Origin of the sequence: Kitasatospora sp. NPDC058190 (genome assembly GCF_042883685.1) — a bacterium.
GTDB lineage: Bacteria > Actinomycetota > Actinomycetes > Streptomycetales > Streptomycetaceae > Kitasatospora.
Genome location: NZ_JBHVVI010000127.1, coordinates 1 through 24,365, shown reverse-complemented (window position 1 = coordinate 24,365; position 24,365 = coordinate 1). Strand labels below are relative to the sequence as shown.

Annotated in this window: 19 protein-coding genes, 1 tRNA gene and 4 pseudogenes; 14 read left to right on the top strand and 10 right to left on the bottom strand. The window is 72.2% G+C overall.

Annotated features, from left to right (window positions below; genetic code table 11):
• The 3 genes and pseudogenes from ACFVWU_RS37420 to ACFVWU_RS37410 all read left to right on the top strand — a co-directional run.
• Positions 1-84: pseudogene (locus tag ACFVWU_RS37420) on the top strand (lytic transglycosylase domain-containing protein); the annotation flags it as partial.
• Between the two features lie 366 nt (positions 85-450).
• Positions 451-684 (top strand): hypothetical protein, encoded by a 234-nt coding sequence (locus tag ACFVWU_RS37415; protein WP_387629371.1) that lies wholly within the window; start codon positions 451-453, stop codon positions 682-684.
• A 177-nt stretch (positions 685-861) separates the two neighbouring features.
• Positions 862-2,706 carry an ABC transporter ATP-binding protein gene (locus ACFVWU_RS37410; protein ID WP_387629369.1) on the top strand — a complete coding sequence of 615 codons (1,845 nt, stop codon included), beginning with the start codon at positions 862-864 and terminating at the stop codon, positions 2,704-2,706.
• A gap of 99 nt (positions 2,707-2,805) precedes the next feature.
• On the opposite strand, the gene ACFVWU_RS37405 is transcribed toward ACFVWU_RS37410, so the two are convergent.
• On the bottom strand, positions 2,806-4,023 hold the full coding sequence (locus ACFVWU_RS37405; RefSeq protein ID WP_387629366.1) for a PP2C family protein-serine/threonine phosphatase: 1,218 nt from the start codon (positions 4,021-4,023) through the stop codon (positions 2,806-2,808).
• A 61-nt stretch (positions 4,024-4,084) separates the two neighbouring features.
• Here ACFVWU_RS37405 and ACFVWU_RS37400 point away from each other — a divergent pair.
• The 3 genes and pseudogenes from ACFVWU_RS37400 to ACFVWU_RS37390 all read left to right on the top strand — a co-directional run.
• Positions 4,085-4,341, top strand: a pseudogene (locus ACFVWU_RS37400) (hypothetical protein); the annotation flags it as partial.
• A gap of 12 nt (positions 4,342-4,353) precedes the next feature.
• On the top strand, positions 4,354-4,857 hold the full coding sequence (locus ACFVWU_RS37395; RefSeq protein ID WP_387629363.1) for a MarR family winged helix-turn-helix transcriptional regulator: 504 nt from the start codon (positions 4,354-4,356) through the stop codon (positions 4,855-4,857).
• 110 nt (positions 4,858-4,967) lie between these two features.
• Positions 4,968-5,339, top strand: a complete 372-nt coding sequence (locus tag ACFVWU_RS37390) for a nuclear transport factor 2 family protein (RefSeq protein ID WP_387629362.1) — start codon at positions 4,968-4,970, stop codon at positions 5,337-5,339.
• On the opposite strand, the gene ACFVWU_RS37385 is transcribed toward ACFVWU_RS37390, so the two are convergent.
• The 5 genes and pseudogenes from ACFVWU_RS37385 to ACFVWU_RS37365 all read right to left on the bottom strand — a co-directional run.
• Positions 5,340-5,690, bottom strand: a complete 351-nt coding sequence (locus ACFVWU_RS37385; RefSeq protein ID WP_387629359.1) for a UBP-type zinc finger domain-containing protein — start codon at positions 5,688-5,690, stop codon at positions 5,340-5,342.
• Complete coding sequence (locus ACFVWU_RS37380) at positions 5,687-7,147, bottom strand: ATP-binding protein (protein WP_387629356.1); 1,461 nt, start codon at positions 7,145-7,147, stop codon at positions 5,687-5,689. The genes ACFVWU_RS37385 and ACFVWU_RS37380 overlap by 4 nt, the downstream gene beginning before the upstream one ends.
• Positions 7,144-8,820 (bottom strand): FAD-dependent oxidoreductase, encoded by a 1,677-nt coding sequence (locus ACFVWU_RS37375; RefSeq protein ID WP_387629354.1) that lies wholly within the window; start codon positions 8,818-8,820, stop codon positions 7,144-7,146. The genes ACFVWU_RS37380 and ACFVWU_RS37375 overlap by 4 nt, the downstream gene beginning before the upstream one ends.
• Positions 8,821-8,965: 145 nt before the next feature.
• A complete protein-coding gene (locus tag ACFVWU_RS37370; RefSeq protein ID WP_387629352.1) occupies positions 8,966-10,798 on the bottom strand; it encodes a glycoside hydrolase family 15 protein in 1,833 nt (610 codons plus the stop codon).
• Positions 10,799-11,063: 265 nt separating this feature from the next.
• Positions 11,064-11,270, bottom strand: a pseudogene (locus ACFVWU_RS37365) (TetR/AcrR family transcriptional regulator); the annotation flags it as partial.
• Between the two features lie 14 nt (positions 11,271-11,284).
• Between ACFVWU_RS37365 and ACFVWU_RS37360 the strand changes: the two are divergent.
• Both ACFVWU_RS37360 and ACFVWU_RS37355 read left to right on the top strand, forming a co-directional pair.
• Positions 11,285-11,386: pseudogene (locus tag ACFVWU_RS37360) on the top strand (enoyl-CoA hydratase-related protein); the annotation flags it as partial.
• A gap of 278 nt (positions 11,387-11,664) precedes the next feature.
• On the top strand, positions 11,665-12,657 hold the full coding sequence (locus ACFVWU_RS37355) for an alpha/beta hydrolase (RefSeq protein WP_387629350.1): 993 nt from the start codon (positions 11,665-11,667) through the stop codon (positions 12,655-12,657).
• Positions 12,658-12,665: 8 nt separating this feature from the next.
• Here the strand turns inward: ACFVWU_RS37355 and ACFVWU_RS37350 are convergent, their stop codons facing one another.
• The 3 genes from ACFVWU_RS37350 to ACFVWU_RS37340 all read right to left on the bottom strand — a co-directional run bounded on the left by ACFVWU_RS37350 (position 12,666) and on the right by ACFVWU_RS37340 (position 16,816).
• The gene (locus tag ACFVWU_RS37350; protein ID WP_387629347.1) at positions 12,666-14,942 is read right to left on the bottom strand and encodes a HelD family protein; all 2,277 of its coding nucleotides are present in this window, start codon (positions 14,940-14,942) and stop codon (positions 12,666-12,668) included.
• Between the two features lie 189 nt (positions 14,943-15,131).
• Positions 15,132-16,553: a phytoene desaturase family protein gene (locus tag ACFVWU_RS37345; RefSeq protein ID WP_387629345.1), complete on the bottom strand. Its 1,422-nt coding sequence runs from the start codon at positions 16,551-16,553 to the stop codon at positions 15,132-15,134.
• A gap of 189 nt (positions 16,554-16,742) precedes the next feature.
• Positions 16,743-16,816: transfer RNA gene (locus tag ACFVWU_RS37340), tRNA-Met, on the bottom strand.
• 185 nt (positions 16,817-17,001) lie between these two features.
• On the opposite strand from ACFVWU_RS37340, the gene ACFVWU_RS37335 reads away from it, so the two are divergent.
• The 3 genes from ACFVWU_RS37335 (at position 17,002) to ACFVWU_RS37325 (ending at position 20,558) form a co-directional block, all read left to right on the top strand.
• Positions 17,002-18,159 carry an alkaline phosphatase family protein gene (locus ACFVWU_RS37335; protein ID WP_387629343.1) on the top strand — a complete coding sequence of 386 codons (1,158 nt, stop codon included), beginning with the start codon at positions 17,002-17,004 and terminating at the stop codon, positions 18,157-18,159.
• Positions 18,160-18,351: 192 nt separating this feature from the next.
• Complete coding sequence (locus ACFVWU_RS37330) at positions 18,352-19,173, top strand: glycerophosphodiester phosphodiesterase (protein WP_387629339.1); 822 nt, start codon at positions 18,352-18,354, stop codon at positions 19,171-19,173.
• The gene (locus ACFVWU_RS37325; protein WP_387629336.1) at positions 19,170-20,558 is read left to right on the top strand and encodes an MFS transporter; all 1,389 of its coding nucleotides are present in this window, start codon (positions 19,170-19,172) and stop codon (positions 20,556-20,558) included. The genes ACFVWU_RS37330 and ACFVWU_RS37325 overlap by 4 nt, the downstream gene beginning before the upstream one ends.
• A gap of 60 nt (positions 20,559-20,618) precedes the next feature.
• On the opposite strand, the gene ACFVWU_RS37320 is transcribed toward ACFVWU_RS37325, so the two are convergent.
• A complete protein-coding gene (locus ACFVWU_RS37320; RefSeq protein ID WP_387629333.1) occupies positions 20,619-20,873 on the bottom strand; it encodes a hypothetical protein in 255 nt (84 codons plus the stop codon).
• A gap of 320 nt (positions 20,874-21,193) precedes the next feature.
• Here ACFVWU_RS37320 and ACFVWU_RS37315 point away from each other — a divergent pair, with 320 nt between their 5' ends.
• From ACFVWU_RS37315 to ACFVWU_RS37305, 3 genes are all read left to right on the top strand, one after another.
• Positions 21,194-21,772, top strand: coding sequence for a TetR/AcrR family transcriptional regulator (locus ACFVWU_RS37315; RefSeq protein WP_387629330.1), 579 nt, complete (start codon positions 21,194-21,196; stop codon positions 21,770-21,772).
• Positions 21,773-22,012: 240 nt separating this feature from the next.
• The gene (locus ACFVWU_RS37310) at positions 22,013-23,050 is read left to right on the top strand and encodes an agmatine/peptidylarginine deiminase (protein ID WP_387629328.1); all 1,038 of its coding nucleotides are present in this window, start codon (positions 22,013-22,015) and stop codon (positions 23,048-23,050) included.
• 61 nt (positions 23,051-23,111) lie between these two features.
• Positions 23,112-24,266, top strand: a complete 1,155-nt coding sequence (locus tag ACFVWU_RS37305; protein ID WP_387629326.1) for an agmatine deiminase family protein — start codon at positions 23,112-23,114, stop codon at positions 24,264-24,266.
• Positions 24,267-24,365 lie beyond the last annotated feature (99 nt).

The window sequence follows — 24,365 nt, the reverse complement described above, 5'->3', positions numbered from 1 at the left end:
AAGTGGGCCCTGGACTACATGAACACCCGCTACGGCAGCCCCAACGCCGCCTGGGCCTTCTGGCAGACCCACCACTGGTACTAAACCAACCCCCCCTCGGCCCGCCGAACCCCCCGGCAACACACCCGAGACCTTGACCCCCCTCACCCTGGGCCGGACAGGGACCACCAGGATGACCCCGACAGGGCCCGCGCCCGCGCAACCCGCGTGGCACGGGCCCTCTCGCGGTTCCAGACTTGACGCGACGCAGGCAACCCAGCCACAACAGCGCTGTCGACTTGAGCTCAAGCAAGATTTGGCTTTATTTTGCCGACGATACTACTAGCTTGCTCGATCAATTGTGGTACTCTACCAAAATTTTAACTCTTCATCTTTTTCCCGGATTCTGCTTGCCGATGCCATGGGCCCGGATAACGATGGTTTGAGGGGGAATCGTAGGAAGGTTTGATCATGGGATTCCTCGCAAACCTCTGTGACCTCGGCAGGTTCCGTAGTGGTGGTGGTGGCGGCGGCGGCTACGGCGGCGGCGGCTACGGCGGCGGCTACGGTTACCGCGACTTCGGACGCGGCGACTTCGACCGCGACTTCGACCGCGACTTCGACCGCGACTTCGACCGCGACTTCGGCCGCCACGGCGGTGGCGGCGGTTACGGCGGCGGCTACGGCGGCGGCGGCTGGCGCTGACAGCCGCAGTAACTGCAGGCTTCCAATCCGTTGCGACAGCAGGCCGGGCATGTTTCGTGCCCGGCCTGCCGTCCGCCCGCCCGGTCCGTCCGGTTCGCGCCACCCGGCGGGTTCCAGGCTCGGTGGCGGGGTTCGTCGAGCTGACCGGTGCCGGGCGACTAGCGGGAAGACCGTGAGATGACGCGGAAACGGACTCTCCGCGAGGCCCTGCGAGGGCTGCTCGTCGTCGAGAGCTCCGACGCCCTGGTCGCCGCAGCACCGCCGGTCCCGCTCCGGGAGGTCTTCCGGCGCTTCTGGCCCTACACCAAGGGCGGCCGCCGCTGGCTGGTGGTGCTGCTCGTCCTGGTCTCGGTGGGCCCGGCGATCGAGGCGGCGGAGATCTGGCTGTTCAAGATCGTGATCGACGACATGCTCATCCCGCACAGGCTGAGCCTGTTCCTGCCGATCGCCCTCGCCTACGCCGGGCTGGCCCTGCTCTCCGGAGTGCTGGGCTTCGCCGGCCGGGTGACCTCCACCTGGGTCAGCGAGCGCTTCCTGATCATCCTGCGATCGGACGTGTTCCGGCACATCCAGGGCCTGTCACTGGGCTTCTTCGAGCGACGGCAGCTCGGCGACGTACTGTCCCGGGTGACCGGCGATGTCGACGCGGTCGAGACCTTCCTGCTCTCCGGGATCGTCAGCGCGATCGGCGAGGTGGCGCGGCTGGGCATCTACGTCGGCCTCCTGCTGGCCCTGCGGTGGGACCTGACGCTGACCGCGCTGGTCGCCGCACCGCTGTTCGTCCTCACCGCCCGCCGCTTCGCCAAGCTGATCCGGGCGGCCTCGCGCGAACGCCGTCGGCGCGGCGGCTCGATCAGCGCGGTCACCGAGGAGGCGCTCGGCAACATCGCGCTCGTCCAGGCGTACAACCGCCAGGACTGGGAGCACGCCAGGTTCCAGCGCGAGAGCATCGGCCGGTACCACGCCGCGATGGCCTCGACCCGGATCGGAGCGCTCTACGCACCGACGGTCGAGTTCATCGAGCTGCTCGGCGGCCTGGCGGTGATGGGCCTCGGGACGTGGGAACTGGTCCGCGGCCGGCTCACCCTCGGCGGCCTGATGGTCTTCCTCGCGCTGCTGAGCCGGCTCTACAGCCCGATCCGGGGCATGTCCGGGCTCGGCAACACCTTCTACAGCGCCTCCGCCGCCGCCGAGCGGATCATCGAACTGCTCGACCAGCGCCCGCAGGTCGTCGACCCGCCGGCCCCGCGGGCGATCGGCCGGGCCCAGGGCGGGATCGAGTTCGACGACGTGACCTTCAGCTACCCGGAGACGGCGGCGCCCGCACTGTCCGGGGTGTCCTTCAGGGCGGCTCCGGGGAAGACGCTGGCCCTGGTCGGTGCCAGCGGTGCGGGGAAGTCCACCGTCGCCAAGCTGCTGCTCCGCTTCTACGACCCGACCGCCGGCACGGTCCGGCTGGACGGTGTCGCTCTGCGCGAGCTGTCGCTCACCGAGCTGCGCGAGAACGTCGCCGTGGTCCTGCAGGAGACCCTGGTCTTCCACGGCACCGTCCGGGAGAACATCGCGTACGGGCGCCCGGACGCGACCGAGGCCGAGATCCTGGCGGCCGCCAGGGCGGCGGACGTCCACGGGTTCGTCAGCCGGCTGCCCGACGGCTACGACACCGTGGTCGGCCAGCGCGGACGACTCCTCTCCGGCGGCCAGCGCCAGCGTCTGGCCATCGCCCGTGCGATGGTCCGGGACGCGCCCGTCCTCGTCCTGGACGAACCCACCACCGGCCTGGACGCCGAGTCGGCCCAGCGGATCATGGGCCCGCTGCGCCTGCTGATGGCCGGGCGCACGACGATCATCATCTCGCACAACCTGCTCACGGTCCGCGACGCGGACCAGATCGTCCTGCTCGAACAGGGCAGGGTCGCCGCCCACGGCACCCACGAGGAACTCCTCGCCGGCAGCCCCGCCTACGCCGGCCTCCACCGGCTCCACCACCCACGGGACGAGTCGGTGAGGATCGTCCCCTGACCCGTGGCCCGCCGCGTCGACGGCCGTGCCACGCACGGTGATCGGCCCTGGGGGCGCCTTACCGTCCCTCAGCGGCGAGGCATGCGCCGCAACACCGCGTCACCGGTCGTGCGGGTGCCATTCGAAGAGCAGGATGGTCGCGTCGTCCCGCAGTTGGTTGCGCTGGTGGTCGAGGAGGGCGTGGATGAGCAGCCGCAGCACCTCGGCCGGGCGCTGGCCGGCGGCGGAGGAACGGATGATGAAGTCGGTGAACTGGTCGAGGCCGAACTCCGCGCCCTCCGTGTCGCGTGCCTCCACGACGCCGTCGGTGTAGAGCAGGACACGGTCGCCCGGTTCCAGGGTCGTCTCGTGGACCTGCCGGGCTGCCGGGGCGAGTTGGCCGACCAGGCCGATCGGGGGCTGCGGGGGGCTGTCCAGCGCTCCGTGGAGCACCCGCTCGGCACGGATCAGCAGCGGCGGCGGGTGACCGCAGTTGACCCAGTGCAGCACCCCGGTCTCCGCGTCGAGCCGGCACAGCACGCCGGTGCAGAAGTGGTCGGGCAGCCAGTGGGCGAGCGCCTGGTCGACGGAGCCGACGATGCCGGCCAGGGCGCCGCCGGCGCGGCGGGCGTTGCGCGCCGCGGCCATGGCGACCGACGTGGTCAGGCCGGCGGTCAGATCGTGGCCCATGGAGTCGAGGATCATGGTGTGCAGCACGTTCTTGATCACCGAATGCTCGAAGGCGTCGCCGGCGACGTCGTACGCCGGTTCCAGGACCGCGGTCGAGACGCACCTGCTGCTGCCGACGGTGTGGGGCGGCAGGAAGGCCCGCAGCATCTCGGCGGGCAACCCCATCGTCGAGGTGCGGGCGAGGGAGGCGAGCCAGTCGCTGTAGGTGCGCTTGGAGGTGATCAGCATGGCGAACAGATGGGCCAGCATCCGGCTGCGGCGCATCCGCGCCCCGTTGAGCGCGGCGGTCCGCACCGCCAGCACGCCCAGCCGCTCCGCACCGTCGACCAGCGGCATCCAGACGATCACGCCGCCGTTGTCGGCTGCCACCTGCGGGGAGACCCTGCGGTACGCCCAGCCGGCCGGCGAGCGGTCCACCGGCAGCGGCTCCAAGGCCTCGTCGAGTGGGACGAGCAGCCGCTGTTGCAGGTCGATGAGGTAGATCAGCGCGGCGTCCAGGCCGAGGGCCGCGGCGCACCGGTTCGCCAGGCCGACCAGTTCGAACGGCAGGGCCGTCTGTGCCTCGATGATCAGCTCTTCCAGCCGGTGCTCGTCGACGGCAGTGTCGGAACCGGCGGACACGTGCGGCGGGTCCGACACGGGGATCACCCCTTTCGTGCCCAGTCTCACACCAATTCCGGCCTGTCTCACATCAGGCCCGACCGCCCGCGACGGCGTCGTCACGGCCACGGCGATGGCCGGGGCGCTGTGGCAGATGGCCGCCCCGGGAACGGAGCTGCGCCGCTTCTACGAGTCGGACCCGGACCTCGCCCATGCCGTCGTCGACGTCGCCCCCCCCGCCTGACGGACATCCTGCGCGCACTGCTTCGCGGCTACGGGCACCCGCGCCGGCGAAGGAATGTTCAAGTGGTTCTGCCCCGGAAGGAAGACGCCTTCCTGACCGTTTCACCCGCAGGATGGGACTGATACGCTCGAAAAATGACGACCCACGACCAGGCGCCGCGGGCGGAGAAGGACGAGCACGCGGACCTGTGGCTCACGTCGGGCGAACTCGCCTCCTGGATGTCGGTGGTCCGTCTCGTCACCAGGCTCCCCTGGGCGATCGACGCTCAGCTCCAGCGCGACGCGGAGCTGAGCATGGTCGAGTACATGACCCTTGCCGTCCTCTCGGAGGCCCCCGAGAGGACCCTGCGCATGAGCACGCTGGCCGAGCACACCAGCACCTCGCTCTCCCGCCTGTCGCACATGGTGAAGCGACTGGAAAGTCGCGGCTACGTCCGGCGGGAGCCGGATCCGGGCGACGGACGCTTCACCAACGCCATCCTCCTGCCCGCCGGGGTGAGCATGCTGGAGTCGGCGGCCCCGGGCCACGTGGCCCACGTCCGCCACCTCGTCGTGGACAACCTCTCCGGCGAGCGCCTGCGCCGGCTCGGCCAGGACGCCGAACGCATCCTGCAGCGCATCGACTCTCCCGCGCGCTGACCGCCCCGAGCGGCGGCGCCGACCTGCCGCACACTGATTGACTTGAGCCTTCAAGTCGAATCGCCCAGCCTTCGAGTTGAAGGCTCAAGTCCTCCCGATGGGAGAAACCAGTGACCAGCAGCGTCGCCGACCTCATGCGCCGCAACCTTCTCGACGTCTTCGACGAACGCGACCCCGACCGCCGGGCTTCGGCCGTCGCCGAGATCTACGCCGAGGACGTGGTGTGGCACGAGCCCGACCGAGTCGTCCACGGCCGCGAGGCCCTCGAAAGCCGTGCCGCGGAGTTGCTGGCCGAAAACCCGGGCTGGGTCTACCGACCGGCCGGCCCGACGTCGGTCCTGGACGACCTCGGCCACCTCGGCTTCCGGTTCGGCCCCGCCGGCCAACCGCCGGTCGTGACCGGCATGGACATCGCCCACTGCAGGGACGGGGTCATCGTGGAGCTCTACACCCTCATCACCGAGGCCCGTCAGCCGGCCTAGCTAGCCGATGCGCTCCTGCCAGTCGGCCGGCACCCGGCCGGCGGGCCCGGGGACGGGTTGGTCCAGGGGATGGCTGTCGGGCGCGGCCAGCTCGGGCCCCGATTCGTAGAGCTCCGAGGTGTCGTAGTTCCAGAACCAGCTCTCGCCCGGCTCGAAGCTGCGGATCACCGGGTGGCCGGTCGCCTCGGCGTGCGCCGTGGCGTGCTTGGCCGGAGAGTCGTCGCAGCAGCCGATGTGGCCGCAGCGCGCGCAGCGCCGCAGGTGGAACCACCAGCCGGCCGCGGCCTCGCATTCGACGCACCCGACGCCGCTCGGCGGCACGGTGGGGTCGATCGGGTTCTCGGTGCTCATCGGGACTCCTGCGGGGTGTCGGGCTGTGCGGGGTCGATCGGGAGTCGGACCTGGAAGCGGGTGTCGCCCGGGGTGGACTCGAGCCGTAGGTCCCCGCCGTGCCGGTTGACGACGATGCGCCAGGCGATGTCCAGGCCCAGTCCGGTGCCTTCGCCGACGGGTTTGGTGGTGAAGAACGGGTCGAACACCCGGCTCCGGACGTCGGGGGGCACGCCGGGGCCGGTGTCGCGGAACTCGACCAGCACCCGGTCCCCGTCCCGTGCGGTGCGCACCGTCAGCGTGCCGCCCCCGCCTCCGCCGCCGTGCATGGCCCAGGCGGCGTTGTCGATCAGGTTCGTCCAGACCTGGTTCAGCTCAGCGGGGTAGCCGGGGATGCCGGGCAACGTGCGGTCGTAGTCGCGCACGACGGTGATGTCCGGGCCGAGCTTCCCGGCGAGCAGCAGCAGCGTGCTGTCCAGCAGCTCGTGCACGTCCGCGTTCTGGTACGGGGCCCGGTCGAGCTGCGTGTACTGCTTCGCCGCGCCGACGAGCGCGGAGACGCGGTGGATGGCGTCCTCGATCTCGCCCAGCAGCAGTTCGGCCTCGACCGTGCAGCCCAGCCAGTTCAGTGCGCTGCCCACCAGGTGTTCGGGGACCGCGCCCGCGATGTCGTCCAACCAGTCGGTGCCCAGGCTCGCCTGGACGAGGACCGGGGCGAGCTGCCGACCGTCGGTGACGTCGTGCTCCTCCAGCCAGTCGTCGACCTCGTCCTCGAGGTCCGCGGCCTGCAGCGGGCTGAGGGGCGGGGCCTGCCCCGCCCGGCGGACGGTCATGTCCTGGAGCTCGCTCAGGTGGGCCAGGTCCTCGCCCAGGTTCGGCTCGGCGGCCAGCTCGCCGAACTCGCGGCGCGCCCGGGCGATGCGCTCCCGCAGCGCGGAGGTGGCGCGCATGGCGGCGGCAGCGGGGTTGTTGAGCTCGTGCGTCAGTCCGGCGGTCACGGAGCCGAGGGCCAGCAGCCGTTCCCGCTGGCCGATCGCCTCCTGGGTGTTCTTGAACCCGAAGAACAGGCCCTCCAGCAGGTGGACGGCCATCGGAAACCATTCGTGCATGATCCGCGCGAAGGCTTCCGCGGGCAGCACGAAGAACCTCGACCGTTCGGTCACCCGCAGCGAGTTGTTGTACACCTGCGGCACCTGGTCGCCGAGGTAGGCCTGGAAGGCCCCGGCGTACACCCCGGGCACGGACGTGCGGCTGACGTCCACCTCCTGGCCGCCCACGCGGCGCGAGAGCACCACGGTGCCCTCGAAGAGCGAGTAGAAGCTCTCGGCCGGATCGCCCTCCCGGTACACCGGGCCCGGGTCGAACCACTCCACGCGGCCGTCCCGGCACAGTCGGGCGAGCTGGTCGGGGGCCAGCTTCTCGAACAGGAACAGCGTCCGCAGCTCCTGCTCCCCGCACCTGGCCGGGCCGGTGGTCATGACTGCTCCAGATAGCGATGTGCGAGCATGACGGCCATGGCGCCCTCGCCGACGGCCGAGGCGACCCGCTTGGCGGACTCCGCGCGCACGTCCCCGGCCGCGAACACCCCCGGCACGCTGGTCTCCAGGTGGTAGGGCGGCCGGTCCAGCACCCATCCGGCGGGCGGGCCCCCGTCGGCGCTCAGGTCGGGCCCGGTCAGCACGAAGCCGTGCGAGTCCCGGAGCACGGTGCCCTCCAGCCAGTCGGTCAGCGGGGCGGCGCCGATGAAGACGTACATCCACTGGGCGTCGACGGTCTCGGTCCGCCCGGTCGCCCGGTTGCGCAGGGTCAGCCCTTCCAGGTGGTTCCTGCCGTGCGCGGCCTCCACGACCGTGTCCGTGCGCACCGTGATGGAGGGGGCCTCCTGGACCCGCTGGAGCAGGTAGTACGACATGGAGGCGGCGAGCTGCGGAGCCCGTACCAGCAGTGTGACCCGCCGGGCGGTCCGGGAGAGGAACATCGCGGCCTGGCCGGCGGAGTTCGCCCCACCGACGATGTACACGTCCTGCCCCTGGCAGGCGGCCGCCTCGGTCAGCGCCGAGCCGTAGTAGACCCCGCGTCCGGTCAGCTCGGCCGTCCCCGGCACGTCCAGCTGCCGGTACGACACGCCGGTCGCGAGGATCACGGCCTGGGCCGAGACGGCGGAGCCGTCGGCGAAGCGCAGCGTGCGGGCGGCCCCGTTCACCTCCAGGCCGGTGACCTTGCACGCCGTGAGCAGCTCCGCCCCGAACTTGGTGGCCTGGCGGCGGGCCCGCTCGGTGAGCTGTGCGCCGGAGACCCCGTCGGGGAAGCCCAGGTAGTTCTCGATGCGGGAGCTCTGGCCGGCCTGGCCGCCGGTCGCCTCGCGTTCCACGAGGACGGTGCGCAGCCCTTCCGAGGCTCCGTAGACGGCCGCGCCGAGGCCGGCGGGGCCGCCGCCGACGATGACCAGGTCGTAGAAGTCGGCCGCGGGCGTCGTCGACAGCCCGACGTGGGCGGCCAGGTCCCGTTCCGTGGGCTCGACGAGCGCGGTGCCGCCCGGGGTCACCACCAGCGGCAGCTGCCGCCCGTCCTGCCCCGCGGCGGCCAGCAGCCGCCTGCCCTCCGGTTCCTCGCTGGAGTACCACCGGTACGGCACCTGGTTGCGGGCGAGGAACTCCCGGATCTGCGTGGACCGGGCCGACCAGCGGTGGCCGACGACCTTGGTGGTGTCCACGGTGCGACCGTCGGTGACCAGCCACGACTCCAGGAGGTCGTCCACCACCGGGTAGAGCTTCTCCTCCGGTGGCTCCCACGGCTTGAGCAGGTAGTGGTCGAGGTCGACGACGTTGATGGCGTCGATGGCGGCGTTGGTGTCGGCGTAGGCGGTGAGCAGGACCCGCCGGGCCCCGGGGTACAGATCGAGCGCCTCCTCCAGGAACTCGATGCCGTTCATCTGCGGCATCCGGTAGTCGGCCAGGATGACCGCGACCGGCGCGCCCCGCAGCTTCAGCTCGCGCAGCGCCTCCAGCGCCGACGCGCCGGACTCGGCGCGCACCACCCGGTACCGGTCCCCGTAGCGGCGGCGGAGGTCCCGGGCCACGGCACGCGACACGGCGGGATCGTCGTCCACGGTCAGGAGCACGGTCCGCGCCGCGTCGGTGGCCTCTGCCATGGTTCACCACCCGGGATCGTCGCAGGGCTGGAGGGGACGGCCCTTCCAGTCTGCTCGTCGGCACGCGCGACGGCCCGCCGTGGCACGATCACGGGCGGCCCGGGACGACGTGGTCCGCGGCGCGCGGCCGGGTCGGCCGTGGGGCTCAGCCGAGGGCGCGGTCGAGGTTGAAGGCGGCGCTGATCAGCGACAGGTGGGTGAACGCCTGGGGGAAGTTGCCGAGTTGTTCTCCGGTCCGGCCGATCTCCTCGGCGTAGAGACCGAGGTGGTTGCCGTAGGTGAGCATCTTCTCGAAGGCCAGCCGGGCCTCCTCCAGGCGCCCGGCGCGGGTGAGCGCCTCGACGTACCAGAAGGAGCAGATCGAGAAGGTGCCCTCGGAGCCCCGCAGGCCGTCCGGGCTGGCCTCCGGATCGTAGCGGTAGACCAGCGAGTCGGAGACCAGGTCCGCGGTGAGCGCCTCCAGGGTCGCGAGCCACTTGGGGTCGGTGGGCGAGATGAACTTGGCCATCGGCATCATCAGCACGGAGGCGTCGAGTACGTCGTCGCCCAGCCCCTGGGCGAACGCCCCGCGCTCGGCCGACCAGCCCTGCCGCATGATCTGCCGGTAGATCGCGTCCCGGCTCTGCCGCCAGCGCGGAAGATCGGCCGGCAGGCCGCGCCGGTTGGCCATCCGGATGGCACGTTCGATCGCCACCCAGCACATCAGCCGCGAGTAGACGAAGTTCCTCCGACCGCCCCGGGTCTCCCAGATGCCCTCGTCGGGCTGGTCCCAGTGGTCGCAGAGCCAGTCCACCACGGCGCCGACCTCGTCCCAGTGGCCGCTGCTGATGGGCTGCCCCCACTTGTCGTACAGGTAGACGGAGTCGATCAGCGCGCCGTAGATGTCGAGCTGGAGCTGACGGGTGGCCGCGTTTCCCACCCGCACCGGCGCGGACCCCAGGTGCCCCTCGAGGTGGCGCAGCTCGGACTCGGGCAGGTCGCTGCGCCCGTCGATGCCGTACATGATCTGCAGCGGGCCGGTCGCGCCCGTCCCCCGCATGATGCCCCGCTCGGACAGGAAGCCCATGAACGCCTCGGCCTCCGAGGTGAAGCCCAGGCGCAGCATGGCGTAGACGCAGAAGGCGGCGTCGCGGACCCACACGTACCGGTAGTCCCAGTTGCGCTCACCACCGACCAGCTCGGGCAGGCTGGTCGTCGGCGCGGCCACGATCGCACCGGTCGGCACGTAGGTGAGCAGCTTCAGCACCAGCGCCGAGCGGTGCACCATCTCCCGCCACCGGCCGCGGTAGCGGGAGCGGCCCAGCCACTGGCGCCAGAACCGGACCGTCGCCTCGAACTGCTCCTCCGCCTCGGCGTGCGGACAGGCCCGCGGGCGGACGTCATCGCCGATCCGGTCGAGGGCGAACACCACGGACTCGCCTTCGAGGAGCTTGAAGTGCGACCACACATCCGTGCCGTCGCACTCGAGCGGCGCGGTGGAGGTCAGGGCCAGTGAGATCGACGGGCACTCGAAGACGGCCTCGTGGGCCTGCACGCGCGCGGTGTGCGGTTCGGCGCCGTAGCCGAAGCGGGGAGCTATCCGCGCTCCGAACGGAAGGGCTCCCCGAACGCACACCACCCGCCGGATCAGCCGGTGCCGGGAGGCCTCGCGCGACTCGTCGACGACCGGCATGAAGTCCTGGATCTCCGCCACCCCGTCAGCGGCGTAGAACCTCGTGATCAGCACGTTGGTGTCGGGGAAGTAGAACTGGCGCGTACGCGCGGGCACGTCGGCGGCCAGCTCGAACGACCCGCCCCGGTCGGCGTCGAGGATGGACGCGAACACGCTCGGTGCGTCGAAGCGCGGGCAGCAGTACCAGTCGATGGTGCCGTTGGTCCCGACGAGCGCGGCGGTGCGGAGATCACCGATCAGGCCGTGCTCGGAAATCGGCAGATAGCGTGAGCCGTCCACTCGCCCGGATCCGTTCCCGAACTCCATGCCGGCCTCCCTACCGTCTCATTGCGGGCAGGTGCGGGGATCAAGAGAACCTTGCATCTCATGGTAGATCGCCCCCGGATACCGGCGCGGCGAGGCCGCGGCGGCGCGGTCGGGGTGCGGGGGCGCGGGTCCTGCGCGTGGAAGCCGGTCGTCGGCTGGCGAAGGGCCTGGTCCAGGAGCTGTTCCAGGTCCGCCGAGGGCCGTACTGCTCGGTCGCACCGCCACCTCGGCCGACTCCGTCGGCCAGGCGGTGGTGAACCGACCGCTAGCGGCGGCGCTTGCGCGCGTACGTCTCCAGGTACGCGGTCATGAGGCGCCGCGCTTCGGCGATCACGGCCTCGTCGCCGGCCCGCGACCGCTGGAACGCGAGGCCGAAGATCCGGTCGGCGGCCTCGTAGGAGACGTGCACCGCGAGCTGGGGCGTGTCCGCGGCGAGCAGCTTCCGGTCGAGCAGGTAGCGCCGGAGCCGCTCGGCCTGCTCCCGGCATCAAGGGTCATGCGCTCGGTGGCGGGCTGGAGTTGGCCCTGGCCCGCGACATCCGGGTCGCCGAAGAACAGGCGCTCCTGGGCCTGCCGGAGGCCGGCTTGTCACGGCTGGCCTTCCCCCTCGGGGTCAGCGGGCGCCCGTCGGCTCGCGTCTCGCGCTCGTCCACGGCACACCTCCGCTCAACCGGGTGACGACGACGTCATCAGGATCTCATCCGAGGCCTGACGGCCGTTGCGTCGTGCCTCACCCCGAGGTGAGGTCGGCTTCAGTTACCGGCGATCGCGTCGGTGGCCTTCGCCTGGTGGGCAGGAGTCGACGGGACTGGCAGGCTATGGCCGGGGCGGGGCCAGGGCGTTCAGCGGGCACAGGGGGTTTCGGGATGACGGGTGGATCGGCGGCGTGGCGGGTGCCTGCGCTGGACCCGCAGGTGGGGGCGGCGGTGGCGGCCGCCGGCGCGGGGGCGCGGGAGGTGCTCACCCCGGAGGGCCTGACGGCGTGGCAGGAGCGGGATTCCGCTCACCGGCCCCGCCCGACGCTCGAACGGCTACGCGACGGCGGCCGGTTCGAGGTGGCGGAGCTGAGCGTTCCCCGGGCCGACGGCGAGGGCGACGTCACGCTGGTCAGCGCGCGGCCCGCCGGGGTCCCCGGGGCGCTGCCGTTGCTGTACTACCTGCACGGCGGCGGGATGGTGACGGGCAACGCGTGGTCCGTCCTGCCGCGGCTGCTGCGCGGGTGGGCACTGCCGCTGGGGCTGGCGGTCGTGTCCGTCGAGTACCGGCTGGCGCCGCGCACCCGCTTCCCGGGGGCACTGGAGGACTGTTACGCCGGACTCGTCCGGGCGGTCGAGCACGCGGGCGTGCTGGGCGTGGACGCGCGGCGCGTGATCGTCGGCGGCAAGAGCGCCGGTGGCGGACTCGCCGCGGCCCTGGCCCTGCTGACCCGCGACCGCGGCGGTCCGGCGCCGCTCGGCCAGCTGCTGCTGAGCCCGATGCTCGACGACCGCGGCGACACCTTCTCCAGTCGTCAGATGGCCGGCCACGACACCTGGGACCGCGCCTCCAACGCCACCGCCTGGCAGGCCCTGCTCGGCGAGCGGTACGGCGCGGCCGACCTCTCCCCCTACGCCGCCCCGGCCCGCGCCACCGACCTGGCCCGGCTGCCCGCGGCCTACGTCGAGGCCGGGTCGGCCGAGACCTTCCGGGACGAGGCGGTCGCCTACGCCAACGCGATCTGGCAGGCCGGCGGCGACGCCGAACTGCACGTGTGGCCCGGCGCCTGCCACGGCTTCGACACCCTCGCCCCGGACGCGACCCTCAGCCGGGACGCCCACGCCGCCCGCACCCGCTGGCTACGACGCGTCTTGCAACGCTGAACCGGTGATCACCCGCCCAGGGGCGCGAGCCGCCACAGCGCGGCGGGCAGCTCACCGCTGTGCACGACGCCCAGCCGCTGGGTGGCGCGGGTGAGCGCGACGTACAGGTCGTTCAGTCCGCGCGGCGAGCCGTCGACGATCAGGCCCGGCTCCGCGATCAGCACCGAGTCGAACTCCAGGCCCTTGATCTGCTTGACGTCCACGACCGTCACCGGGCTCGGCGCCGCGGGGTCCTCGCCCACGGACGCCCGCGGCACGGCCGCCACCACCGCCTCCGCGAGGTCCGGCAGCAGCCGGTCCGGCACGATGACCGCCAGCCGCCGCTCGCCGAGCCCCGCCGCCTCCCTGGCGACCACCTCGGCCAGCCGTTCGGCGAGCCGCCCCGGCTCGACCCGCAGGTGCCAGGGCTGCTCGCCCGAGTCCCGTACGGAGGAGGGTGCGTCCGGCTCCGGGTCGAGTTCGGCCAGCACTTCGGCCGCGACGGCCATGATCTCGCCCGGCACCCGGTAGTTCTGGGTGAGCTGTTCGAGCCGCCACCGGCCGGCGACGTAGGGGTCGAGGACCCGCGCCCACGACCCGGTGCCGGCCAGGTCTCCGGTCTGCGCCGTGTCACCCACGATGGTCATCGACTTGGTCGGGCAGCGTCGCATCAGCAACCGCCAGGCCATCTCGGACAGTTCCTGGGCCTCGTCCACGATCACGTGACCGAAGGTCCAGGTGCGCTCGGCCGCGGCCCGCTCGGCGGAGGTACGGCGGTCGGCCACCTCGTTCCGCTCGGCCAGCCATTCGGCGTCGACCAGGTCGGAGGCGGTCAGCACCTCGCCCTCCTCCGCCTCCAGGGACCGCGAGCCCGCCGCGACGTCCAGGACGCCCTGGGCGTACTCGACCCGCTGCCGCCGGGCCGCCTCCTCCCGCAGGCGCTCCGCCCGGTCGTCCTCGCCGAGGAGTTCGGCGGCCTCGTCCAGCAGCGGGACGTCGGACGCCGACCAGGGGTCCTCCTCGTCCTCGTCCCGCAGCAGCAACGCCCGGTCCTCCCGGTCGAGCTCCGGAGCCGCCGACTCCAGTCGCTCCGGCGAGCAGTACAGGTCCACCAGCAGCTGCTGCGGGGTCAGTCGGGGCCACAGCAGGTCGAGCACGTCCCGCACCGCGGAGTCCTCCAGCATCGACCGCCGGATGTCCTCCACCTCCTCGTCCTCCAGCAGGCGCGGCCCGCCGAAGGGGTCGGCTCCGATGATGTCGGCGTACTGGTCGGCCAGCGCCGAGGTGATCTCCCGGACCACCAGCGGCCTGATCACGTTGTGCTGGAGCAGTGCGCCACGGGCCCGGTCGCGCACCCGCGTCACGGTCGCCGGGTCCAGCGTCAGTGTCTGCCCCTCGTAGTCGATCTCGATCGGCTCGTCGGGCACGTGCTCGCGGTCCCGGACGGCCGCCCGGATGACCTCGGCCATCACCAGCCGCCCCTTGACCTCGGCGACCTCGGCCGACTCCGGGGCGTCGGCCCGGACCCCCGGGTAGAGGTCACCCACGGTCGCCAGCAGGACGCTGGTCTCGCCCAGGGCCGGCAGCACGTCGCCGATGTAGTGCAGGAAGGTCGGGTTCGGCCCGATCACCAGCACGACCCGCTGGGTGAGCTGCTGACGGCGGGTGTAGAGCAGGTACGCCGCGCGGTGCAGCGCCACCGCCGTCTTGCCGGTGCCCGGGCCGCCCTGGACGACCAGCACCCCGCCGTGCTCGGCCCGGATGATGCGGTCCTGCTCGGCCTGGATGGTCTCGACGATGTCCGACATCCGCCCCGTGCGGCCGGCGTTGAGCGCGGAGAGCAGGGCGGTCTCGCTGGCCAGCCCGCCGGAGCCGGCCCTGGCGGTCGCGGTGTCGAGCCCGTCCAGCACGAGCGGTTCGTCGTGGACGTCGACCACGACGCGGCCCTGTTCCCTGATGTGCCGGCGCAGCCGCACGCCGTCCGGGTTCACCGCGGTGGCCAGGTAGAACGGCTGGGCGGCCGGCGCCCGCCAGTCGACGAGCAGCGGCTCGGACTCCTCGGAGTCCTCGGAGTCCTCGAACAGGCCGACCCGCCCGATGTACCGGCGGCTGTGGTCGAGCAGGTCCAGCCGGCCGAAGCACAGCCCGTGGTCGGCGGCTTCGAGCTGGGCCAGGCGGCTGGAGTACGTGGCGTGGGTGACGTTGCGCTCCAGCCTCGCCTGGTCCGTGCCGCCGGAGGCCTTGAGGACCGCCGCCATCCGCTCGGACACCTGCCGCCTGAGTTCGTCGAGCCGTCCGTAGAGCATGGACACGTACTCCTGCTCATGCCGGGTCTCCGCGTCGGGATTTGACAACCTACCAGCCCTCCGAGCTATGATGAGGCGAGATGGGTTTTAGCTGCGTCTACCGAGTTTGAAGCATACTCAGGTCCGCCTGCCCTCTCCACTCCGACGGTTCGAGGTCGGCCCGACCATCCGGGAACGCTCCGGTCACCGTCAGCGCTTCGCCAGCCACCTCAAGGCCGACTCCGCCGCGTGGAAACCCGCCATCCCGTGCACCCCCGCACCCGGTGGGGTGGCGGCGGAGCACAGGTACACGCCGGGCACCCCGGTCGCGTACGGGTCCACGGCAAGACGGGGGCGCAGGACGAGCTGGCGCACCGTGTTGGCTCCCCCGACGATGTCGCCGCCGACGTGATTGGCGTTGTCCGACCCCATCCGCGCCACCGTACGGACGGACCGGGCGCGGACGCGCGTCCGGAAGCCGGGGGCGAACCGCTCGATCTGGTCGAGGACCGGCTCGGTCGCGTCGCCCCGGTAGCCGTGCGGGACATGGGCGTAGGCGTAGACCGGGTGGAGGTCCCCGACCGAGCGGGACGGGTCGGCCAGGTACTGCTGACCGAGGAGCACGAAGGGCCGGCGGGGCATCCTGCCGCGGAAGGTCGCTTCCTCGGCGGCGGCGACCTCCTCGAACGTCCCGCCGAGGTGGACGGTGCCCGCGGACCGGCAGTGCTCGTTGACCCACGGGATGCCGCCCTCGACCGCCAGGTCCACCTTGAAGGCCGCGGGGCCGTACCGGTACCGCCGGTAGGCGCGGGCGGTCCGGCGCGGCAGGCGGTCGCCCAGGATCCGGACGGCGGCCCGCGGGCCGGTGTCCAGCAGGACGAGGTCGGGCCGGTCGAGCTGGTCGAGCTCGCGGACCTCCACTCCGGTCTCGACGGTGCCGCCGAGCCGCTCCAGCAGCCGCGCCATCGCGGTGGTGATCGCCCGTGAGCCGCCCTGTGCCACCGGCCACCCGTGGGCGTGACCGACGGCGATCAGCATCAGGCCGATGGCGCTGCTGAACGGCGTGCGCAGCGAACTGAAGGCGTGGGCCGCCGCCCCGCCGAACAGGGCCCGGGCCTGCTCGCCGCTCCACCTCCTGGACGTCCACGAGGCGGGCAGCAGGGCCTGGGCACCGAACTCGGCGAAGGCCAGCGGCGAACCCGGCACGTGCGGGACGGGACGAAGGACGTCGTCCGCGAGTTGGTCGAAGCGGCTCGACAGCCGGCCGAACACGCGCCGCCACGTCCTGCCGTCCGCCGGCGGCATGAGCTCGGCCGTCCGGTCCACGTCGCGCCACAACACCCCGGCGGCTCCCGAGTCCAGGGGGTGGGCGAGCTCCGCCTGGGACCAGAGCCACCGCAGCCCGTACTCCTCCAGGCCCAGCGACCGCAGGAACGGCGAGGCGACGCCGGTGGGGTGGAAGGCGGAGCAGTCGTCGTGGATCAGCCCGGGCAACGTCCGCTCACCGGACCGGGCGCCGCCGCCGATCGTCTCCCGCGCCTCCAGCACCCGTACCCTGACGCCCTCCTGAGCGAGGCGGATCGCGGCGGCAAGCCCGTTGGGGCCGCTGCCGACCACCACGGCCGTCGTCATGCCGTCAGCCCACCTCTCGCCGGGGCCATCGGGGGGCGAACGGGTCGGCCCACCCGGCACACGGGGGTCAGCCTAGATGCCGGTGGCGGATGCGCCTCGTACGACAGACGCCCCGCGGTTCACGGCGGCCGCACGGAGCGAAACGAGGCCGGGGCCGACGCGATCACGCGTCGACCCCGGCCTCTGTAGTAGCGGGGACAGGATTTGAACCTGCGACCTCTGGGTTATGAGCCCAGCGAGCTACCGAGCTGCTCCACCCCGCGTCGGTGTGACCACCATATGCGAGAACCGGGTGATCGCAAAATCGGGTTTCCCGGGCGGCGACCCCGCGCCACGCGAGCGCACCTTGGGCCGTTGCGGTGAGTGACGGCCCGGCGCGCCGGGTCGGCGGCGGCTGAGCATGCGTCAATAGATCGTCCACGTACGCCCGTTGCCCGGAAAGGTACCCATGTCCACGTCGTCCCCGGCAGGCCTGATCAAGCATGTGGTGATCATGGTTCAGGAGAACCACACCACCGACAACTACTTCCTCTCGATGGCGCCCTACGGCGCCAACGTCGCCACCGGCTGGCCCGTCTCGCCCAACCCCCCGGTGGCCGACCCGCCGCACGACCGGCACGCCTACTACCACTGGCTCACCCAGCAGGGCACCGCCGCCCACGTGCAGTTCGACACCGCCACCGATCTGCCGTTCTACGCCTGGCTGGCGGCCGCCGGCGCGTTCCTGGAGAACCACTGCTCGGGCTTCGGCACCAACTCCACGCCCAACCACCTGCTCATCACCGGCGGCCAGTCCCCCACGCTGCGCAACCCTCCGCACAACAGCCAGCCGGTGTGGGACCTGCCCTCGCTGCCCGGGCACGTCCAGGAGAACGGCCTGAGCTGGAAGGCCTACACCGGCGCCACCGGGTACCCGGTGGAGTTCTACCAGCAGCTCAAGGGGTCGGCGAACATCGTGCGTTCGGCCAAGCCCTCGCAGCAGTTCCTCGACGACGCGGGGAACGGCTCGCTGCCGGCCCTGTCGATGGTGTGGCACGACGGCCCGTACGACGAGCACCCCAAGGCGGACGTGAGGCTCGGCATGGACGCGGTCTGGCAGGCCGTCGACGCGGTGGTGCAGGCCGGCTCCTGGGACGAGACGGTGTTCATGCTGACCTGGGACGACTGGGGAGGCTTCGACGACCACGTCGACACCCCCAAGGTGGAGTACGCCTCCGACGGTGTCCAGCTCGCCTTCGGGCCCCGGGTGCCGCTGCTGATGTTCGGCGGCCGGGTCCGTCCCGGCATCGACTCGCGCTGGTGCTCCCACGTCAGCCTGCCCAAGACCGCCCTCCAACTGCTCGGCCTGCCGCCGCTGGGCGTGCGGCGGGTGGACGACGACGGCGGCCTCGCGGACCTGGTCGACCTCTCGGGCACCGGCAACACCATGCCCAAGCCGCCCGCGTTCGGCAGCCAGATCACCCTGCCGCCGGCGCCGATCCCCACGCCCCAGCCGGCGTCGCTGCCGCCCTCGCCGGTCACCGTGCCGATGCTCACCGACGAGGTGATCCTGCGCGACGGCAGCTCGCTGGGCCGGCCGGACGACGTGCTCATCACCAACCCCTGAGCCCCGGCCCCTGAGTCCCTGACCCCCGGGTGCCCCGCACCGCTGCCCCGCCCTCCCCCGCTCCCTCGGGGGGGAGGGCGGGGCAGTGATCGTTACTGCTTGACAAGGTGCGTAATACTGTAACGCGCGCGATCCGGGACGGCCGCGGAACGGGCAGCGCGGCCACCTGATCCCCGCCGCTCGGAGCACCACATGCACCCCTTCCTCGACCATCCGGGGCCGCTCGCCTTCGCGCACCGGGGTGGTGAGCTCGGGCATCCCGAGAACTCGCTCGCCGCGTTCGAGGCCGCCGTGGCACTCGGGTACCGCTACCTCGAAACGGATGTGCACGCGACCGCCGACGGCGTGCTGGTGGCCTTCCACGACTCCCGGCTCGACCGGGTCACCGACCGCAGCGGGGCGGTGGCCGAGCTGCCCTGGGAGAGCGTCAGGCGGGCCCGGATCGGCGGGACGGAGCCGGTGCCGCTGCTGGAGGACCTGCTCGGGGCGTTCCCGGCGGCCCGGTTCAACATCGACGTCAAGGCGGCGCCGGCCGTCGGTCCGCTGGTCGAGACGATCCGCCGGACGAACGCCTGGGACCGGGTCTGCGTCGGCGGCTTCTCCGACAGCCGCCTGGCCGCCGTCCGGGCCGCCGCCGGGCCCCGGCTGGCCACCTCGCTCGGGCCGCGCGAGGTGGCGCGGCTGCGGCTGCGCTCGCTGGGCGAGCTGGTGCTGCCGAGGTCGCCGCGGCCGGAGCGCGGGGCGGCGCCGTACGTCGGGATCTGCGCGCAGGTGCCGGAGCGGCACCGGGGCGTGCCGGTGGTCGACCGGGCCTTCGTCCGGGCCGCGCACCGGCTCGGCCTGCAGGTCCACGTCTGGACTGTGGACGATCCCACACGGATCCGCTCTCTCCTGGACCTCGGTGTGGATGGCATCATGGCCGATCGCATCGACGTCCTCCGGGACGTCCTCAGCGAGCGCGGCTGCTGGACGGACGGCAGCACCGGCTCCAGCACGGGGATAGGGGCCAGATGAGCACCACGGACCACCTGCAGGACCACGTGGCGGACGACCCGCCGCGCGCCACCGACGACGGCCGCGCCCTGCGCCGGATGCAGTTCGGCTGGTACATCAACGACTGGGCCAACGCCGCCTTCTCCGCCAGCGTCCTGACGGTGTTCCTCGGGCCGTACCTGACCGAGGTGGCCAAGAAGGCCGCCGACGCCTCCGGCGACGTGCACCCGCTCGGCCTGTCGATCCGGGCAGGATCGTTCTTCCCGTACACGGTCTCCTTCTCCGTGCTGATCTCGGTCGCGGTGATGCTGCTGACCGGCACGGTCGCCGACCGCACCGGGCGGCACAAGGAGCTGATGTGCGGCTTCGCGTACGTCGGCGCCGTCGCCACGATGGGGATGTTCTTCCTCGACGGCGACAACTACCTGCTCGGCGGCGCGCTGCTGGTGGTCGCCAACATCTCGTACGCGGTGTCGGTCGCGCTCTCCTACGCCTACCTGCCGGGCCTGGCCTCCCCCGACGAGCGCGACAAGGTCTCCTCCAAGGGCTGGGCCTACGGCTACGCGGGCGGCGGGCTGCTGCTGATCGCCAACCTGGCGCTGTTCGAGAACAGCGACGCGCTGGGCCTGTCCTCCGGCACCGCCGTGCGGATCTGCCTGACCTCGGCCGGGCTGTGGTGGGCGCTGTTCACCGTCGTCCCGCTGCTGCGGCTGCCCTCCCGGGCCGGCGTCGCGCCCAGCCGCGCCGCGGCCGACCAGCCCGCCGCGGGCAGCCTGCGCGAACTCGGCCGCACCCTCAAGGGCATGCGCAAGCACCCGCTGACGCTGCTCTACCTGGCCGCCTTCCTCTGCTACAACGACGGCATCCAGACCGTCGTCTCGCAGGCCTCGCTGTACGGCAGCGAGGAGCTCGGCATGGAGCAGGGCACGCTGGTCATCGCCGTGCTGCTGGTCCAGATCGTGGCGATCGGCGGCGCGCTGCTGCTCGGCCGGATCGCCCAGCACCACGGCGCCAAGAAGACCATCCTCGGCTCGCTGGTCGGCTGGGTGATCACCCTGGCGCTCGGGTACTTCATGCCCGCCCACCAGCCGGCCTGGTTCTACGCCCTGGCCTGCATGATCGGCCTGGTGCTCGGCGGCAGCCAGGCGCTCTCCCGCTCGCTGTTCTCGCACCTGATCCCGGCGGGCCGCGAGGCCGAGTACTTCAGCCTGTACAAGGTCAGCGACCGCGGCACCAGCTGGATGGGCCCGCTGGTCTTCGGCCTCGCGTACGAGATCACCGGCAGCTACCGCTCGGCGATCATCTCGCTGCTGGTGTTCTTCGTGATCGGCTTCGCGGTGCTGGTGAAGGTGCCGGTGCGCCGGGCCATCGAGGCCGTGGGCAACCCGGTGCCCGAGCGGCTGTGACGGAACCGGTGTAGCGGAACCGCTGCTCTCCTGACCGGGCCCTGCCGCTCTCCTGACGCCTCAGGAGAGCGGCAGGGCCCGGTCCCATGAGGGCGGTACGGGCGTCGTCGCGGCCAGCAGGGCCGGCAGGGCCAGCAGCACGCCGGCCGTCGCCTCGCGCAACTCCTGGGCGATGATCCGGAGTTGGTCGTCATCGGCGGGGTAGGCGGTGAGGAACTCGCCGGACTGCGCCCGGGGCGCCCGGGTGGCGGTCAGCTCGGCCGTGACGCGCGGGGTGGCCGCGACCTTGAGGGCGCAGCCTTGGGCGATCAGCACCCGCCCGCGCCCTCCAGCACCTGCGGCGCCGAGACCGGGGTCGCCGAGACGTGGAGTTTCCAGGCCTGGTGACGCGGGCGCCGGCCCGGCGGGGTCACCGTCCACCACGGTTCGGCGTGGTGGACGCGCCGGTCGGCAGCGGGGTCGCACACGGCGAAGCCGGCAGGATTGGTCCCAGCAAAACACTGACATCGCACGGTATTTGACAGTCGATCAGATTCGATCTCCCTCGGCCGGGCCACCGGTACCGCCGGGGCCGGCCGGCCCTTCGGGCGACCGGCCCGATCTTGGCCGGGGGTGCCCGGGTAAGGTGGTGGATCGTGGCCAGTCGTAAAACGTCGATCTTGGAAGCAGCGGCCCGGGTGATCGCCCGGCGCGGCGTGCGCGGGCTGCGGGTGGAGGAGCTCGCGGCGGAGGCGGGTGTGTCCACCGCGCTCATCTACTACCACTTCAAGGACCGCACGGGGATCCTCCGGAACACGCTGGAGTTCATCAACGACCGGGCGGAGCGCTACACGACCGACCGCCCGGCGGACGCGCCGCCGCTGACCGCGCGCGAGGAGCTGGAGCAGACACTGCTGCTGGAGCTCCAGGACACGGTCGAGGTACGGGAGAACAGCACCGCCTGGGGCGAGCTGCGGGCGAGCGCGGTGTTCGACGAGACCCTGCGCGAGGACCTCGCGCGGGCCACCCGGATCTGGGTGCAGGAGATCGCCGAACTGCTCGGCGTCGTACGGCCGATGTCCTCGGCGGTCGCGCTGGCCGGCGCCGCCGAACGGCTGACCGCCCTGCTGGAGGGGCTGAGCATGCGCTGGCTCAGCGGCAGCCTGCCGCTGGCGCACGCCCGCACGCTGATGGCCGACGCGATCGACGCCGAGGTGGCCCGGCTCGACTCCTGATCGGGCCCCGCCCCGGGCGAGCGGTCACGCTCCGTACAGGCTCCCCGGCAGGGGAGTCATGGCACGCCGATGAGTTTGACTGATTTTTCAGTCAATGCCAGCCTGATCCCGGAGCCTGAACCACAGGCAGGGCGCTGCCGCCGGCCCGTTCCCGTGGTGCGCCGGTGCGTTGCGGCGCGAAGAGTGGACCTGGCGGCCCCGTGCGCCCTCCCGGCGCCGCCGCACGATCTGGAGACCCTCATGAGCTACTACCACGACGACCACTCCACCGAGTCGGGCCCCTGGGTGCCGGCGGACGACGTCCCACACGCGCGGACCTGGATGTCCTGGCCCTCCCGCCGGGGGGTCTGGGGGCTGCGCCTGGGCGGCGTCCAGGAGGACATCGCCCTGATCGCCCGCACCATCGCGCAGTTCGAACCGGTGGTCATGTGCGCCCCCGACGACTGGACCGCGGGCAAGGCCCGGGAGCGGTGCGGCGCCGCGGTGGAGGTGATCAGCGCCATCCCCACCGACGACCTGTGGATGCGCGACACCGCACCGGTGTTCCGCCGGGACGGCTACGGCGGCCTGGAGGCCGTGGTCCTCAACTTCAACGGCTGGGGCAACAAGCAGGTCCACTACGACGACGCCCGGGTCGCCGAACGCCTCGCCGCCCGCCGGGGCCTGCGCTACTCCTACGCGGACTTCGTCGGCGAGGGCGGCGCGATCGAGACCGACGGCGACGGCACCGTGATGGCCACCGAGAGCAGCCTGGTCAACAAGAACCGCAACCGCGGCATGAGCCGGGACGAGATCGAGGAGGCCGTCCTGGAGGCCTACGGCGCGGACAAGATGATCTGGCTGCCCGGGATCAAGGGCCAGGACATCACCGACGACCACGTCGACGTCACCTCCCGCTTCATCCGGCCCGGCGTGGTGATGGTGCAACTGCCGCCCGCCGACCGGAACGACGCCTGGGCGCGGGACGCCCGCGAGCAGTTCGCCATCCTGTCCGCCGCGACCGACGCCCGGGGCCGCCGGCTGCACGTCATCGTGGTGCACGGCCCGGACACCGTCCGCTCCCGCAGCTCCAAGTTCGTGGACTCCTACCTCAACTTCCACCTCGTCAACGGCGGGGTCGTCACCGCCCAGTTCGGCGACGCCTACAAGGACGCCGCCGCGCGGGACACCCTCGCCGCGGCCTTCCCCGGCCGGGAGGTGGTGCAGCTCGACGTCGACCGACTGATGACCGGCGGCGGCGGCATCCACTGCTCGACCATGCACGAGCCGCTGCCGTAGCCGTCCCGCCCCTCCTTCCGCCGACCCCGACCACAGCCGGAGCAGCCGTATGACCACCGCCATGTCCCGCCGTACCCTGATGCGCAACCTGGCCGGCGCGGGCGTTCTCGCCCTCGGCCTGACCGCCTGCAACAACCTGGACGACCTCGATGCCGGGGACGCCGCCTCGGCCTCCCCCCAGCCCGGCGGTACCGCCCCGGGCGGCACGGGTGCCCGCCGCTTCGGCGCCGAGTGGGAGAAGCACCTGCGCACGGTGATGTCCTGGCCCGCCTCCGAGACGGTCTGGGGCGACCAGCTCCCGGACGTCCGCCGGGACGTCGCGGGCCTCGCCCAGGCGATTTCGGCGCGCGAGCCGGTCGTACTGATGGCCCGCCCCGAGCAGAAGGACGCCGCGCAGAAGGCCTGCGGCTCGGCCGTCGAGGTGGTGCCGATCGCCGTCGACGACCTGTGGGCCCGGGACACCCTGCCGGTCTTCGTCGAGGAGGGCGGCAAGGTCAAGGGCGTCGACTTCAACTTCAACGGCTGGGGCGGCAAGCAGCAGCGCGGCAACGACTCCAAGGTCGCCCGGACGGTGTTGGCCAAGTACGGCGTGGAGCGGGTCGAGACCCGACTGGTCGCCGAGGGCGGCTCCTTCGAGACGGACGGCCAGGGCACTCTGCTGGTCACCGAGAGCTCCGTCGTCAACGACAACCGCAACCCGGGGATGAGCCGCGACCAGGTCGAGGCGGAGCTGAAGAAGGTCCTCGGCGTGACCAAGGTGATCTGGCTCGCGGGCGTCAAGGGCAAGGACATCACCGACGCCCACGTCGACTGCCTGGCCCGGTTCGCCGCCCCCGGAGTCGTGCTGCTCGACCAGGCCTTCCCCGGCAGCCCGGCGGACGTCTGGTCCCGCTCGGCCGACCAGGCCCGCGGCGTGTTCAAGGACGCCGTCGACGCGACGGGCAAGAAGCTGCAGGTGGTGGAGCTGCAGCAGCCCGACCCGGACAAGATCACCGGGCGCGGCGACGCCTTCGTCTCCTCGTACATGAACTTCTACGTCGGCTCGAAGGGCGTCTACCTGCCGAAGTTCGGCGACGCCCGGGCCGACGACCGGGCGCAGCAGATCCTCAAGCAGTACTTCCCGGGCCGGGAGATCGTCCCGGTCAAGATCGACGCTATCGCGGCGGGTGGCGGCGGGATCCACTGCGCCACCCACGACATCCCCGCGCTCGGCTGACCGACGCCCCCCGAGCCGAAGGCCGCGCCGACGCCGAAAGCGAGGAGCGACAAGCGACCGACGAAGGAGGGAGCGCCGGAGCGACGACCGTCGGCGTCG